The 15,858-nt window shown below is 43.4% G+C and carries 16 protein-coding genes; all 16 read left to right on the top strand.

The window, feature by feature from the left end; genetic code table 11:
* Nucleotides 1–17 precede the first annotated feature (17 nt).
* Complete coding sequence (locus tag PHV44_06060) at nt 18–1,040, top strand: aspartate-semialdehyde dehydrogenase (GenBank protein MDD5592835.1); 1,023 nt, start codon at nt 18–20, stop codon at nt 1,038–1,040.
* Nucleotides 1,041–1,538: 498 nt separating this feature from the next.
* Nucleotides 1,539–2,315: a tRNA pseudouridine(38-40) synthase TruA gene (gene truA / locus PHV44_06065; GenBank protein ID MDD5592836.1), complete on the top strand. Its 777-nt coding sequence runs from the start codon at nt 1,539–1,541 to the stop codon at nt 2,313–2,315.
* Between the two features lie 50 nt (nt 2,316–2,365).
* Nucleotides 2,366–2,797: a 50S ribosomal protein L13 gene (gene rplM / locus PHV44_06070; protein ID MDD5592837.1), complete on the top strand. Its 432-nt coding sequence runs from the start codon at nt 2,366–2,368 to the stop codon at nt 2,795–2,797.
* A 6-nt stretch (nt 2,798–2,803) separates the two neighbouring features.
* A complete protein-coding gene (gene rpsI, locus PHV44_06075) occupies nt 2,804–3,199 on the top strand; it encodes a 30S ribosomal protein S9 (protein ID MDD5592838.1) in 396 nt (131 codons plus the stop codon).
* 274 nt (nt 3,200–3,473) lie between these two features.
* Entirely contained in the window at nt 3,474–4,496 is a 1,023-nt protein-coding gene (gene argC, locus PHV44_06080; GenBank protein ID MDD5592839.1) for an N-acetyl-gamma-glutamyl-phosphate reductase, read from the top strand.
* Complete coding sequence (argJ, locus tag PHV44_06085) at nt 4,493–5,632, top strand: bifunctional glutamate N-acetyltransferase/amino-acid acetyltransferase ArgJ (GenBank protein MDD5592840.1); 1,140 nt, start codon at nt 4,493–4,495, stop codon at nt 5,630–5,632. Before argC ends, argJ begins: the two co-directional genes overlap by 4 nt.
* Nucleotides 5,633–5,643: 11 nt before the next feature.
* Nucleotides 5,644–6,498, top strand: coding sequence for an acetylglutamate kinase (argB, locus tag PHV44_06090; GenBank protein ID MDD5592841.1), 855 nt, complete (start codon nt 5,644–5,646; stop codon nt 6,496–6,498).
* Nucleotides 6,499–6,533: 35 nt separating this feature from the next.
* Nucleotides 6,534–7,778 (top strand): aspartate aminotransferase family protein, encoded by a 1,245-nt coding sequence (locus tag PHV44_06095; GenBank protein ID MDD5592842.1) that lies wholly within the window; start codon nt 6,534–6,536, stop codon nt 7,776–7,778.
* Nucleotides 7,779–7,882: 104 nt separating this feature from the next.
* A complete protein-coding gene (gene argF, locus PHV44_06100) occupies nt 7,883–8,797 on the top strand; it encodes an ornithine carbamoyltransferase (protein MDD5592843.1) in 915 nt (304 codons plus the stop codon).
* Between the two features lie 67 nt (nt 8,798–8,864).
* Nucleotides 8,865–9,290, top strand: a complete 426-nt coding sequence (locus PHV44_06105; protein MDD5592844.1) for a prepilin-type N-terminal cleavage/methylation domain-containing protein — start codon at nt 8,865–8,867, stop codon at nt 9,288–9,290.
* A gap of 17 nt (nt 9,291–9,307) precedes the next feature.
* The gene (locus tag PHV44_06110; protein ID MDD5592845.1) at nt 9,308–10,498 is read left to right on the top strand and encodes an argininosuccinate synthase; all 1,191 of its coding nucleotides are present in this window, start codon (nt 9,308–9,310) and stop codon (nt 10,496–10,498) included.
* A 43-nt stretch (nt 10,499–10,541) separates the two neighbouring features.
* Complete coding sequence (gene argH, locus PHV44_06115; GenBank protein ID MDD5592846.1) at nt 10,542–11,885, top strand: argininosuccinate lyase; 1,344 nt, start codon at nt 10,542–10,544, stop codon at nt 11,883–11,885.
* Nucleotides 11,886–12,049: 164 nt separating this feature from the next.
* The gene (gene lysA / locus PHV44_06120; protein ID MDD5592847.1) at nt 12,050–13,342 is read left to right on the top strand and encodes a diaminopimelate decarboxylase; all 1,293 of its coding nucleotides are present in this window, start codon (nt 12,050–12,052) and stop codon (nt 13,340–13,342) included.
* 1 nt (nt 13,343) lies between these two features.
* Nucleotides 13,344–14,144, top strand: coding sequence for a diaminopimelate epimerase (gene dapF / locus PHV44_06125; protein ID MDD5592848.1), 801 nt, complete (start codon nt 13,344–13,346; stop codon nt 14,142–14,144).
* The gene (dapA, locus tag PHV44_06130; GenBank protein ID MDD5592849.1) at nt 14,137–15,012 is read left to right on the top strand and encodes a 4-hydroxy-tetrahydrodipicolinate synthase; all 876 of its coding nucleotides are present in this window, start codon (nt 14,137–14,139) and stop codon (nt 15,010–15,012) included. The genes dapF and dapA overlap by 8 nt, the downstream gene beginning before the upstream one ends.
* 100 nt (nt 15,013–15,112) lie before the next feature.
* The gene (gene dapB / locus PHV44_06135; protein ID MDD5592850.1) at nt 15,113–15,823 is read left to right on the top strand and encodes a 4-hydroxy-tetrahydrodipicolinate reductase; all 711 of its coding nucleotides are present in this window, start codon (nt 15,113–15,115) and stop codon (nt 15,821–15,823) included.
* Nucleotides 15,824–15,858 lie beyond the last annotated feature (35 nt).

The following is a 15,858-nucleotide window of genomic DNA, read 5'->3' on the forward strand; positions in this document are numbered from 1 at the left end:
TTAGTCAGGATTGTAAGATGAGCCAAAGAAAATATAATGTCGCAGTAGTGGGTGTGGGTGCAGTAGGCATTGAGATGCTGCGTTGTTTAAGACGGCGTAATTTCGCTATCGGAGAATTACGCGTGTTTGCGCGTTCCGGAAGGGCAATACAGGTTGACGGACAGAATTATTCCGTGCAGGCTATTTCACCGGAAGGTTTTCAGGGTATAGATATAGCTTTATTCGCCGGCACCGAAGGCGAAAAAGGCGCAGCTGTTATTTATGCTGTTGAGGCGATCAAAAGAGGGGCGGTGGTAATTGATAATGGCGCGGATTTTCGTATGGACCCCAAAGTCCCTCTGGTAGTCCCTGAAATAAATGCCCAGGACATCAAGAAACATAAAGGGATTATTGCTAATCCGAATTGTTCGACTATCCAGATGGTGATGGCCCTCTGGCCGATTTATAAAAAAGCCGGTATAAAAAGAGTCGTGGTAACAACTTTGCAGGCGTCTTCGGGCGCGGGTAAGGGGGCGGTGGAGCAATTAAGAGAAGAAAATTCTTTGATCGCTTCGGGTGGATACCAGGATCTGCATGTCAAAGCGGGAAATAAAAGTATGCCGCAGCAATTGGCCTATAATGTTTTTCCGCATATCGGCAGTTTCGCCGAAGAAGGCTATACCAACGAGGAATGGAAATTAGTCAAGGAGACCCATAAGATTATGCATGACGCGAAAATAAAAATCTCTGCCACTACTGTTCGAGTTCCGGTCAGGGCCGGGCATTCAGAGGCAGTTTATATCGAAACCGCTAAACCTCTGGCGCCGGAAAAGGCAAGAGATATTCTTTCCCGCTCAGCGGGTATAATCGTGATAGATGATCCCAAAAACAACCTTTATCCCATGCCTAAAGATATAGAAGGTAAAGATGAAGTCTTCGTCGGCCGCATCAGGCGCGACCCCTTCGTTAAGTGCGGCCTTTGGCTGTGGGTAGTCTCGGATAATCTCCTCAAAGGCGCTGCCTTAAACGCCGTCCAGATCGCCGAGTTATTAATAAAATAGCCCTAAAATGAATCTGTTGCTTTTCTCGCTTGTAAGGTAGTGGGGCCTGTCAAGGCTATTTTCTCACAGCACCGCTCGATTTTCCCCACCGAGGAAAATCTCGTCCTTCGGCAAGCTCAGGACGAGCCCTGAGCGAAGTCGAATGGGCTCGCTTGAAGTTTCTGCTCGCTCTCACTGACTACGTATTAGCGGGTGAGCCCTGGCCGCTCGCATAAACTACATGCTGTTCGAAAACAGCCTTGCCACCCACTAAACCCTTACGTTAGCTAGAAACCGCCAGAGTCATTTGTAAAGTAATAGATTCATTTTTAGCGGGTGACGAGGCATGTTTTGAGCAGCATCTTGAAAATTCGAGCGGGCACGGTTCGTTTCGTCATTTAGTTGTTTCCGAGAGCGAGAATTTTCACCGAAGTGCAGCGAGCCACGCTGGGGCGAGCAAACGGTGCAGCGAAAAATATGCCTCGGCAGGACCCGCTAAAAGAGTTATCTATATAATATATGCGTAATATCAAATTAACTATAGAGTACGCCGGCACTAAATACGCCGGATGGCAGGTCCAGGGCAGAAGGCACAGGACTATCCAGGGAACGTTAGAAAAAGCCCTCCAGAAAATACTTCGGGAAAAAATACATTTAATCGGTTCAGGCAGGACTGATGCCGGGGTGCATGCCTTTGGACAAGTAGCTAACTTTAAGACCGATTCCGGCGTGCCTGTTTGGAAAATACAAAAGGCCTTAAATGCGAACTTGCCAGGCGATATTGTAATAACTAGCGTAGAGGACGTAAATTTTGATTTTCATAGCCGCTTTGACGCCAAATCAAAAGTATACCGTTACACTGTTTTAAACAGGGCTTATCCCCCGGCAATATTGAAAGATAAAGTTTATTTTTATCCTTACCCTTTAGATGTGGAGTTAATGCGTAAAGAAACAAAGTCTCTTTTAGGCCGGCATGATTTTAAATCATTCTGTGCCAGCTCAAGCAGCGTTAAAGACACCATACGCACAATAAAAAATATAACTATTAAAAAATCGGCTTACAGCTTACAGCTTACAGTTTACAGTTTAAAAAAGCCCTCTTTGATTACCATTGAGATAGAGGCAGACGGCTTTCTCTACAATATGGTCAGGAATATTACAGGTACGCTGCTTGAGATAGGCAGGGGTAAACTTCCCGCAGGCAGCCTTAAGAGGATATTACTGGCAAAAAACAGAAGGCTCGCCGGCCCTACGGCCCCTGCCCAAGGATTATGCCTACTTGAGGTTAAGTATTGAGGATAAAATTTATTTGACTTAACTGATAAATATGTTATACTTTATGTCTTATGAATAAGACATACGTAGCCAAGAAAGAAGATATTAAAAGGCGCTGGTACCTGGTAGATGCCAAGGATAAGATATTAGGTAGGCTTGCCGCGAAAGTCGCTGTAATTTTAAGGGGCAAGCACAAGGCCATATTTACCCCGCATCTGGACACCGGAGACGGCGTCATTGTCATAAATGCGGCCCAGATCAAGGTAACAGGCAGGAAGCCGCAACAGAAGGTTTATCGGCGCTTCTCGGGCTATCCCGGCGGTTTAAAAGAAATACCCCTGGAGACTATGCTTAAAAATAAACCGGTAACCGTGATTAGGTTGGCAGTAAGCCGTATGTTACCCGGCGGGTCTTTAGGGAGTGACACTATAAAGAAATTGAAGATTTACGCAGACGATAAACATCCCCATAAGTCGCAGAATCCGGTTCCTTTGGAGGTTTAGTTAGATATGGATGAAGTTATCAAGCATACGGCGATAGGCAGACGTAAAGAAGCAACCGCCAGGATTTGGCTTTTACCCGGTAACGGGAATATTATAGTGAATGAGAAGCCGTACGATAAGTATTTTCTCCGGGAGACAGACCGGATTATCATAAAACAACCTTTGGAAATGACCAATACCTTAACTAAATACGATATCAAAGCTAATATCACAGGCGGCGGTCTTACCGGACAGGCAGGCGCTTTCCGGCAGGGCCTTGCCCGCGTCTTAGTTCTGGCTGAACCGGAATTGAAGGATGCATTGCGTAAGCAGGGTTTTCTTACCCGCGACCCGCGCATGAAGGAACGCAAGAAGTATGGCCAGAAGGGCGCGCGTAAACGCTTCCAGTGGACAAAGAGGTAGGTTATGAGTTAGAAAGTTAAAAAGTTCAAATGTTCAAATGTGAAAGTCCCGCTGGAAGAGCGGGATTTTTTATTGATGGTCTTATCGTTTTTCTCGCTTACGAGGTAGCGGGTCCTGTCCCGCCATGAATCGTGGCGGGCCACCCGCTAAATTCTTACGTCAGCTCGAAAAACGCCAAGCCCATTTTGTTTAGTGATATCTCGACGAGAAAATGCTTGACTACGCTGAGTTTTTATCTTAATATGAGCGTATAAAAAAATAAGAGGAGAGGCGCATGGTAAGGGTAGGGATTGTAGGGGCGACGGGTTATGCGGGCGAGGAATTAATCGGTATACTTTTAAGGCACTCGCAGGTAAGAATAACGAGCGTATCTGCCAAAATCGATAAGCCCGAGGGTATAGAAAAGATATTCCCTAAATTCAAAAATAAGATTTCCTTGGTTTGCAAAGAGCCGGATATAAAAGAGATCGTCGCTGAATGCGACCTGGTATTTTTGGCATTACCCCATACCGTCTCCATGGAGATTGCGCCTAAATTATTGGGCGCCGGTAAAAAGGTAATTGATTTAAGCGCCGATTACAGGTTAAAGAATACCGCAACCTATACGCAGTTCTATAAGGCAAAACATAAGGATAAGGTAAGCCTCGTTAAGGCAGTATACGGCCTGCCGGAACTGTATAGGGCTAAAATCAAGAATGCCCAGCTTATTGCTAATCCCGGATGTTATCCGACGGCAGCGATATTATCCCTGGCGCCGCTGGTAGCTTTTAATCTGGCCGATTCAGGTTCTATAATTATCGATGCCAAGTCCGGGGTAACCGGCGCCGGTAAAAAGGTAGCAGAGAGTTTTCTCTTTTCAGAAATCAACGGGGATTTCAAGGCCTATAAGGTCAATGTGCATCAGCATATGCCGGAGATTAATCAGGAGCTGTCAAAGCTGGCGGCTAAAGGGATAAAAGTAATCTTTGTGCCGCATTTGTTGCCTCTGAACAGGGGGATATTAGAGACGATATATGTTAAAAAAGGGCAAAGGGCAAAGGGCAAAGGGCAAAAGTTAATAAGTTTATACAAAAAATTCTATAAGAAAGAGCCGTTTGTGAGAATAAAAGACGAGGGCGATTTTCCAAGAATAAAAGACGTGGTGGGGACGAATTTCTGCGATATCGGGATTAAAGAAAGCGCAGATTCCATAATTATCATTTCTGCCATAGATAATTTATTGAAAGGCGCTTCGGGCCAGGCAGTGCAGAATATGAATATTATGTATAAGTTTCCGGAATACAGCGCGTTAATATGAAAGTATATAAAAAAGCAATTTTGCCTCTGGGTTTTAAAGCTAATGGCGTGGCCTCAGGCATAAAAGAATCCGGAAAGTTAGACCTGGCGCTGTTTTATTCTGATATCCCTGCCAAGGCCGCTTGCCTTTTTACTACTAATAGAATCCAGGCTGCGCCTATACAGGTAAATAAAATCCACCTTAAGAGGGGTAAGGGATATCGGGCAATAATCGTCAATAGCGGCAATGCGAATTGTTTTACCGGAGAATCCGGTTTAAGGGATGCCCAGGCAACAGCTAAAAGTTTAGCCGCCGCCTTAAAGATTAAAAAAGAGAATACCCTGGTTGCCTCTACCGGTATTATCGGCAGGAGATTGCCTTTGATAAAGATTGAAAAAGCCGTGCCCGCCTTAGTAAAAGGATTATCCGGGACTGGCATAGATAAGGCAAAAAGAGCAATCATGACTACGGATACGTTCAGTAAAGAGGCTACTGTGAAACTGGCTATCGGTAAAAATATAGTTACGATTTGCGGTATTGCTAAGGGCGCTGGAATGATTGCGCCGGATATGGCGACCATGCTGGTATTTATTTTTACCGATGCCTTAATTTCACAAATGGCTTTAACCCGGGCCTTAGGGGCATCTACGGATAATTCTTTCCACTGCATTACCGTTGACGGGTGTATGAGCACAAACGATAGCGTTATGATGTTAGCCAACGGCCGGGCAAAGAATACCCTTATAGATAAAAATGGCAGGAATTTTACTGTTTTTGTCCAGGGTTTACAGGCGATCTGTATTGAGTTAGCTAAGATGATTGTCAGGGATGCCGAAGGCGCAAGTAAATTTATTCAAATACAGGTAACTGGGGCAAAAAATTTTAAACAGGCAAGGCAAGCAGCTTTAAGCATTGCTAATTCCAATCTCTTTAAGACTGCCGTTTACGGCCAGAATCCTAATTTCGGCAGGATTATCGCCGCTGTCGGCGCAAGCGGGATAGATGTCAGAGAGGAAGAGATCAGGATAAGGGTAAGCCCCTTGGATAGGAAAGAAATAAAAGTGGACGTGTCTCTTAACAGGGGTAGTGCCTGCGCTACGGTTTATACTTCGGACTTGACACCCGAATATATCAGGATAAACGCAGAGTATAACTAAGGAAGAGGAAAATGGAAGAAGCAATCAAGAAAGCGGATGTATTGATTGAGGCATTGCCTTATATCAAGAGGTTCCATAAGAAGGCGATTGTCATTAAATACGGCGGGAGCATCCTGGGAGAAGAAAAAATCAGGAGAGGAGTCCTGGAGGATATTGTTTTTTTAAGTTTTATGGGTTTAAAGCCGGTATTGGTACATGGGGGAGGCCCGAATATAAGCGAGCGTATTCGTTCAGAAGGGAAGAAGGCGGAATTCGTAGACGGTATACGCGTCACCGATGCAAAGACACTGACTGTTGTGGAAGAGGAGTTGCAGAAATTAAACGATATTATTGTCAATGAGATAACTGAATTAGGCGCAAACGCCGTGGGTTTGAACGGCCAGGATAAAAAGATAATCCAGGTAAAGAAGAAGAAAGCAGAGGTAGACCTGGGGTTAGTCGGCCATATTACTGAAATAAATGCCGAACCGATACTGGAAGAATTTAAGTCTGATACAGTAGTCGTTGTGCTGCCGATGGGCAAAGGCCAGGATAAAAAGGCGTACAATGTCAATGCCGATGAGGCAGCCGCCAATATTGCCGCTGCCCTTAAGGCGGAGAAATTAGTTTTGCTTACTAATGTAAAAGGCATTATGCGTAATCCTGATGACCCGAATTCTTTTTTATCTACTTTAACGGTAGATGAGGCAAAGGGGTTAATTGAAAATAACATTGTCCAGCAGGGGATGATCCCCAAAGTGATGGCCTGCGTTGAGGCATTAGAGAAGGGCGTAAAAAAGACGCATATTATTGATGCGCGCACGCCGCACGGTTTGCTTTTAGAGATATTTACGGATATGGGAGTAGGGACGGAGATTGTAAGATAGTTTAAATGTTAGAATGTTAAAATGTTTAAAAGTTTATGAAAAAAGAAGAGATATTGCAGGCATATAAAGATTACATCATGCCGACCTATACCAAGGTTCCTTTGATTTTTGTCAAAGGCAAAGGCAGCCGGCTCTGGGATATCCATAATAAAGCTTATCTGGATTTTTTCCCGGGTTGGGGAGTAGGTAACCTGGGGCATTGCCATCCTAAGGTGGTAGCGGCAGTGCGGGACCAGATTTCCAAATTGATATTTATACCTAATAATTATTACCATATTGCCCAGGCAAAATTAGCCAAGGAGATAGTCTATTGGACTCACCCCGCTAAGGTTTTTTTCTGCAATTCCGGGGCAGAGGCAAATGAGGCAGCCATAAAGTTTAGCCGGAAATTCGGCACTTCGACTCAGCCTTCGGCTTCGCTCAGTGCCGATGGTGAGCGTAGTCGAACCATCGGAAACGGCAGGTATGAAATTATTACTTTCGAAAACTCATTCCACGGCAGGACCCTGGCTGCTTTGGCTGCTACCGGACAGAAAAAATACCAGAACGGGTTTGCGCCTCTACCGGAAGGTTTTAAGACAGTAAAATTTAACGATATTGAGGAAGTCAAAAAGGCCATAACCGAAAAGACAGTAGGCATAATGCTGGAGTTGATCCAGGGGGAAGGCGGGATTAATGTCGCCAGCCGGGATTTTGTTTCGGCGTTAAGTAAGATTTGCGCTGAGAAGAACCTGCTTTTAATCGTAGATGAAGTGCAGACCGGTATCGGCAGGACCGGGAAATTATTCTGCTATCAGCATTACGGCATAACCCCGGATATAGTGACGCTGGCCAAGTCCTTAGGCGGAGGCTTGCCTATCGGCGTGATGTTAGTCAAGAAAGAGATTGCCGATACCTTAGGGCCAGGGATGCATGCCTCTACTTTTGGGGGAGGGCCGGTAATCTGCAAAGCAGCATTGGCAGTATTCAGGGCCATACAAAAGGAAAAGATGCTTACCAATGCCTCCAGGATGGGAGAATATTTATTTACGCGACTGAATGATTTAAAAAATAAGTATCCGGCGATAAAGGAAACAAGGGGTTTGGGCCTGATGGCCGGCGTAGAATTAAATATTGAGGGGAAAGCCATCGTGGAAAAATGCATAGAAAATGGGCTTTTGATTAACTGCACTCACGATAAAGTTTTGCGGCTTATGCCGGCATTAAATATCAGCAAAAAAGAAATTGATAAAGCGATTAAAATACTGGATAGTGTGTTTGAAAGTTTTTCCGCTTTATAATCTAATTGCGCTAGCGGGATCCCGCTTTAGTATAAGAAGGTCAAGCGGGAAAATGTTTGAATGTTGTAATGTTAGAATGTTTTAATGTTTAAAAGAAGGATGCTATGAAAAAAGATTTTATTTGTATTAAAGACCTGGCCTCAGGAGATATTACGGATATCTTTACCCTTACTGATGGTTTAAAGCAGGATAAGAATAAATACAGCAGGGTATTGGCAGGCAAGGCCCTGGCCCTAATCTTTCAAAAACCTTCGAACCGCACGCGGGTTTCTTTTGAAGTAGGCATGTATCAGCTGGGAGGATATTCCATATATTTAGGGCCTGATGAAATCAATCTGGGGGTAAGGGAATCTATTAAAGATGTAGCCAGGACTCTTTCCAGGTACGTAGACGGCATAGTATTAAGGACCTTTGAGCATAAAAATATTTTAGAGCTGGCTAAATTTTCCGCTCTGCCGGTAATAAACGGTTTGTCAGACTTGTTGCATCCTTGTCAGGCCCTGGCTGATATTTATACCGTCAGGGAAAAGTTGAAGAATATTAAAGGCGTAACCTTAGCCTATGTAGGAGACGGCAATAATGTCTGCAATTCTTTATTGTATGCCTGTGCCAGCGTAGGTATGAATATGCATGTGGCTACACCTAAAGGATATGAACCGGATAAAGCGGTTTTAAGAGAAGCGCAGATAATCGCTAAAGAAAACGGTTCAACCATAAATCTATTTATCAAACCCCAGGAGGCAGCCAGGGGTGCGGATGTCATTTATACTGATGTCTGGACGAGCATGGGCCAGGAAAAAGAAGCCCAAATTAGAAAGAAGGTATTTAAGGAATACCAGGTGAATAAGAGACTCATGCAGTCAGCCAAAAAGGGTGTTTTAATTATGCATTGCCTGCCGGCGCACAGGGGCGATGAGATCACGGATGAGGCCATTGACAGTGAGAATTCCGTGGTTTTTGATCAGGCAGAGAACAGGATGCATATACAGAAGGCGATCCTTATTAAGTTGCTAAAGTGATTTTATAAAACGTTAAATAAGAATAGGCTAAGGATTTAAAGACGCGTTAATAAGAAAGGAAAAACAGATGAAAAAAGGTTTTACTTTAATTGAGGTCATTGTTGTCGTTATTATTATTGGCATCATCGCCTCCTTGTATCTTTCATCTTTCGGCACTACGAAGGAAGGCGTCTTAGATAAAGAGGCCATTTCAAATTTAAAATTACTCCAAGTTATGGAAAAGACATATGAGATGGATACGGATACTTATTATCCTGCCTCAGAAGGTTCAGTATCGGATATAGTCACTATCAACAATAACCTGCATCTTTCTTTGCCTGCAGGTTCCGGACGTAGTTGGGACTACGAAGTCTGGAGCACGGGTTGTGTCCAGGCCACGCGAAAGGGCGATGATGAAAGGTCTTGGTATTTTAAGATTGAAGATGACGGGTCTACGGCTAATTGCGCGACCGATGGAGAGCCGAATAAAGATGATTGTTATACCTGTCCATAAGAAATAGGAGTTTTTAAATGACGGATAAGAAAAAGATAGTTCTTGCTTATTCCGGGGGGCTAGATACCTCCTGCGCAGTAAGGTGGCTTAAGGATCAAGGATACGAAGTAATCTGTTTTGCCGCGGATTTAGGCCAGGGTTTAGGAGGGGGTGAGGATTTTGCGGCAATAGAGGCACGGGCCTTAGCTGCCGGCGCTTCCAAAATATATATTAAAGACCTTCAGGATGAATTTGTAGAGGATTTTGTTATCCCGGCTTTAAAGGCAGGCGCTATTTATGAAGGTAAATACCTGCTCGCTACAGCATTGGGCAGGCCTTTGATTGCCAAATATCTGGTAGAAATAGCGCATAAAGAAAAGGCCGAGGCCGTAGCCCATGGTTGTACCGGTAAAGGTAATGATCAAGTCAGGTTTGAGGTGACTACGGGAATATTAGACCCAAAATTAGAGATTGTCGCTCCGGTGAGGGCCTGGGATTTTAAGTCGCGGGAAGAAGAAATAGAATACGCGCATACGTATAATATCCCTATAGATGTCAGCAAAAAGAAGCCTTACAGCATTGATAGGAATATCTGGGGTATTAGCATTGAAGCGGGCATCCTGGAAAATCTGGAGCAGGAACCGCCTGAGGACGCTTACCTGATTACCAAGAGCCCGACGGGTGCCTCTACATACCCTAAATATATAGAAATTTCTTTTGAAAAAGGCGTGCCTAAAAAAATAGACGGCAAGATTTATAAACCGAAGAATTTAATCAACCATCTGAATGAGATAGGCGGGCTTTACGGCGTCGGCAGGAGTGACCTGGTTGAAAATAGATTAGTAGGCATTAAATCCAGGGAGATTTACGAAGCGCCTGCGGCGACCATATTGCATATTGCCCATAAAGAATTAGAGAGTATAGTTTTAGACAGGGAACTAGCGCATTTTAAAGAGATAGTTTCGCTTAAATATGCGGAGCTGGTTTATTATGGGCTCTGGTATTCTCCTTTAAAAGAGGCGCTGGATGGCTTTGTGGATTCTACGCAAAAGTATGCCAGCGGTTCGATAAAAATGAAATTATTCAAGGGTAACTGTGTGGCTGTGGGTAGAAAGTCACATCATTCGTTGTATAAAAAGGAATTGAGCACTTACGGCAAAGAAGACAAATTCGACCAGAAATTAGCCGAAGGGTTTATTAAGATATGGGGAATGCCTTATAGGAAATAAGCCGTAAGCTGTAAGCCGTAAGTTATAAGATCAAGGAGATGAAATGGCGAAGAAATTATGGGGCGGAAGATTCAGCAAAAAAACAGACCCATTAGTAGAGGAGTTTACTAAGTCGATACAATTTGACTATAAGCTAGCTAACTGGGATTTAGTTGGTTCAAAATTACATGTAATTATATTAGAAAAAGCCGGATTGTTAACGTCAACTGAGGCATTAAAACTAAAAGAGGGATTGGGGGCTATTCATGCTCAGCTAAGAAATAAGGAGTTTAAAAAGACAGATAGAAACGAAGATATCCATACTTATATTCAGAATGCACTGCAAAATAGAATTGGAGATTTGGCTTTGAAACTACATACTGCAAGATCCAGGAATGATCAAGTTGTATTCGCAACTAAATTATACTGTAGAGAATGCATTCTTTGTTCTTGTAAACTCATCTTGGAGCTTACAAAAGAGATTATAAGTTTAGCAGAGAAAAATTCGGATATTGTTATTCCTGGGTTTACACATCTACAGCATGCTCAGCCGGTATTATTGCAGGATTACTTAGAAGCATATGAAGACATGCTTATCAGGGATACAGAGAGGTTAACATCTATTGCTAAGAATATGAAGGCTATTATGGGCGCAGGAGCGCTTGCAGGTACGCCTATTAGTTCCAATGAATATAAAATTAAGGCAGGAGAACAATTAAAAAAGATAGGCATTGATTTTATAGAAGCGATTGAAAATTCACTTGATTCGGTCAGCGATAGGGATTTTGTTATTGAAACCATCAGTGCTCTATCGATCCTTGCAATGCACCTATCTAGATTAGCTGAAGATTTAATTATCTGGTCAACAAAAGAATTTGATTTTGTGGAAATCAATGAATCTTTCTGCACCGGTAGTTCGCTGATGCCACAGAAGAAAAATCCTGACGTATTAGAACTAATTAGGGGCTATGCTGGCAGGTTGTATGGTAATTTAGTGAGCGTATTAACGATGATGAAAGGTCTGCCTCTGACATACAATAGAGATATGCAGTTAGATAAAGAACCGCTATTTAATTCTTTTGAAATAGTCTCCAGCGAATTGAAAGTATTAAGCGGTTTAATTAAAACGTTGAAATTCAATAAGCCCAAGATAGAAGAGCACCTGAAAGATGAAGGCCTCTATGCAACTGACATTGTGTATTACCTTGTAGATAAGAAGATTCCTTTTAAGGAAGCGCATACTATTATAGGAAAACTAATAAAATATTCGCTTGGTAATGAGATCAAAATTAAAGATATGCCGGAGAATTTATTAAGGAAGTTTTCCAATAAATTTGTTAAGAAAGAAATAGTTAAGTTATTTGATCCTTTGGTTTCGGTAAAGTCTAAGAAGTCAATTAAGAGGTAATATTTTTAGCGGGTGGCTTGGTTTGATTTCGAGCAGCTTGAAAGGGGACCCCGCGAGTGGGTGTGGGCGAGGAAAATTTGACGAGCACACACCCTAAAAGCAGGGGATAATTTGAATCCCTGCGAGAAAGCAAGGCAAGGTAGCCGCTAATAAGGATAAACTAAATGCACGAATTCAAATATAAAGGAAGCCATCTTTACTGTGAGAATGTTAGGGTTGAGGATTTAGCCAGGCGTTTCGGCACGCCGCTTTATATCTACAGCTACCATACTCTCATCGGCCATTTTCTGAAGCTGAAAACTGCCTTCGCTCCTATACAACCGCTCATTTGTTATTCGGTGAAGGCGAATTCCAACTTAGCTATTTTAAAAGCTTTAGTAGATAAAGGCGCGGGATTAGATATCGTTTCCGGCGGAGAGCTCTTCCGCGCATCGCAAGCCGGTTGTCCGGCAGATAAAATTGTCTATGCCTCAGTGGGTAAAACAGGCCGGGAGATAGAGGACGCCATAAAAAAAAGAATCCTCTTTTTCAATGTGGAGTCTATCCCTGAATTAGAGAATATTAACCGCATATCTAAAAGGCTAAGCAGGGTTACTCGGGTGGCCATACGCATCAATCCTGACGTGGAGCCCAAGACCCACAAATTCATTACTACGGGTAAAATTACCAATAAATTCGGCATAGATTTTAAAAATGCCTATAGAATACTGCTTGCGCGCGATAAATTCGCCAATTTAAATATCTGCGGTTTGCACATACATATCGGTTCGCAGATTACCGAGAGCGCGCCTTACCTCGCCGCCATAACCAAGATAGCGGATTTCATCTGGCAGTTAAGGCGAAAAGGCATAGAATTGGAATATCTGAATATAGGAGGAGGCCTGGGGATTATCTATAATAAAGAAACCCCTCAGACCGCTCAGATATTTGCCAAAAGGATTACACCCTCATTAGAAAAAACAGGGCTAAAAATAATTCTGGAGCCCGGAAGGTTTATCGTAGGTAATGCCGGCATCCTGGTGGCTAAAGTTCTGTATATTAAAAATACGCCCAAAAAGAAATTTGTGATTATTGACGCAGGGATGAATGATTTAATCCGGCCCGCTTTATACGATGCTTATCATCAAATTTTACCATTACGAGTTACGAGTTACCTGCCTGTCCGGCATGCAGGTGAGTTACGAGTTACGAGTAAAGTAGATGTAGTCGGCCCTATTTGCGAAAGCGCAGATTTCATCGCCAAGGATAGAAAATTGCCCCGCGTTAGAGAAGGGGATCACCTGGCGGTAATGGGCGCGGGTGCCTACGGCTTTAGCATGTCTTCTAACTATAACTCCCGGCTGAGGGCACAGGAAGTTTTGGTAGTTAAAGATAAAGTTTTTACAATCAGAAAAAGAGAATCTTACGCGGATTTGGTCCAGAATGAGGTAATTCCGCCTTTTCTTTTTGGTTTGTAATATGCGAAAGATTGATTTTACCAAAATAGTGGCATCAGGAAACGACTTCGCGGTTATTGAGAACAGTCGTCAGTTGTCAGTTTTTAGCTTTCAGTCTTTAGCCAAAAAAATATGTGAACGGAAATACGGAGTAGGCGCTGACGGGTTACTTATTTTAGAAAAATCCAGGGTTGCCGATGTAAGAATGCGCATTTTTAATCCCGATGGTTCGGAGGCCCAAATGTGCGGCAATGGGGCCAGGGCAACCGCGCTCTATAAAAAATCCAGTAAAGTAAAAATCGAAACCAAAGCAGGGATAATCGAATCCGAGGTAAAGCGGGATAACGTAAAAATAAAACTCACTGAACCAAAAGAAATAAAGTTGGATTTACCCGTTAGGCTCAGGAATAGAACTTTACGCGTAAATTTTATCAATACCGGTGTTCCGCATGCCGTAATCTTCGTCGCAGATTTAGACAAGATAGATGTGACAGATTTGGGTAGGCAGGTACGTTACCATAAACAATTCGCTCCGCAAGGGACCAATGCCGATTTTATAGAGGTGTTGGATAAAAGGAATATAAAACTTAGGACTTATGAAAGAGGCGTAGAAAATGAGACCCTAGCTTGCGGGACAGGGGCGGTCGCCTCAGCTTTAATTACAGCTTACAGCTTACAGCTTACAGCTTACAGCAGGATAAATATACATACCAAGAGTGGAGAAATATTAAAGGTCTATTTTGAAAAAACAGGCCGGAAATTCAGCGATGTCTGGTTAGAAGGTAAGGCCAGGATAGTTTACAAAGGAGCGTATTATGTTTAGGGGCTCAATTGTAGCAATAGTCACCCCATTTAACAATGGAAAAGTCGATGAAAAGAAGCTGAGGGGCCTGATAGAGTTCCAGATTAAAAACGGGACATCCGGCATCGTGCCCTGTGGGACAACAGGCGAGTCTGCGACTTTATCTTTTGAAGAACATGACCGTGTCATTGAAATTACCATAGAACAAGTAAAGAAAAGAGTCCTGGTTATTGCCGGCACAGGTTCAAATTCTACGGAAGAAGCAGTGATGTTAACTAAACATGCTGCCAAGGCCGGGGCAGACGCGTCTTTACAGGTTTCGCCTTATTATAATCGGCCTACGCAAAGAGGCCTTTATGCGCATTTTAAGGCCATTGCTGATTCTGTTGATATACCCATCATACTTTATAACATCGCTTCGCGCACCGGCGTAAACATAGAGCCGGAGACGATCGCCCGATTAAGCTGCGATTGCAAAAATATAGTAGGAGTCAAAGAGGCTTCGGGGAACCTTGACCAGATGTCATGCATAAAAGCATTATGCGGGCAAAATTTTGCCTTGATTTCAGGAGACGACAGCCTGACGTTACCGGTATTAAGTATCGGCGGCACAGGTATTATCTCGGTAGTGGCTAATATTGCCCCTAAAGATGTAGCGGATATGGTCAGTGAATTCGAGAAAGGAAATATCCAGAAAGCCCGCGCATTACACTATAAATTATTACCTTTGATAAAGGCGGTCTTTCTGGAAACTAACCCCATACCGGTAAAAACAGCCATGGGATTAATGAAACTCTGCGAGCCGGATTTAAGGTTGCCGATGTGCCCCATGTCCGAAGAGAATTTGGGAAAACTAAAAAAGGCATTAAAAGACTACGGTCTATTGTAGTTTTTCGCACCAGGTGCAAATCCAATCGGGCACCTGGTGCGGAATTGAGATTGTACCTGTCCCGTTATTAGCTTTACACCAGGTGCAAGATGGAGGGGAGATGATTAAACTTGGTATTGCCGGTGTCTGCGGGAAAATGGGCCGGCGGATATTTAAATTAGCATCCGCGGATAAAGATTTTGAAGTTACCTTTGCGCTGGAAAAAAAAGGTACGCCCGCCATCGGTAAGGAATTGGGTAAATTAAAAATCTCATCTACTCAGGATGGCCTGTTTCTGGTGGACGTGTTCATTGATTTCACTACGCCGGAAGCTACTGAAATGAATTTGGATTATGTCGCCAGGCACAAAAAAGCCCTGGTATTAGGCACTACCGGATTAAGCGAGGCGCAGATTAACAAAGTAGAAGAGGCCTCCAAAGTTGTCCCGGTAGTATTCTCTCCGAATATGTCGGTAGGCGTGAATGTGTTATTTTCCATACTTGCGGAAATAGCCAAAAAACTGGGGCCGGAGTATAGCATTGAGATAGTCGAGGCGCACCACAAGGCCAAGAAGGACGCGCCTTCGGGGACAGCCAAAAAATTTGCCCAGATTTTAGCGGATACCACTAGGAAAGAAATTCCTACGCACGCCATCAGGTTAGGTGATATTGTAGGCGACCATACAATTATCTTCTGCGGCAATTCCGAACGCATTGAGATAAAGCATCAGGCGCATTCCCGCGATTTATTTGCCTTAGGGGCATTGAAAGCTGCTAAATGGGTAATGGGTAAACCCGCAGGCCTGTATTCCATGCAGGATGTCCTGAAATAACAGGCCCGGCACTGCGCTAAGGGAACTTTACGGAT

The sequence above is a fragment of the Candidatus Omnitrophota bacterium genome (assembly GCA_028717245.1).
Lineage (GTDB): Bacteria > Omnitrophota > Gorgyraeia > Gygaellales > Profunditerraquicolaceae > JAGUYA01.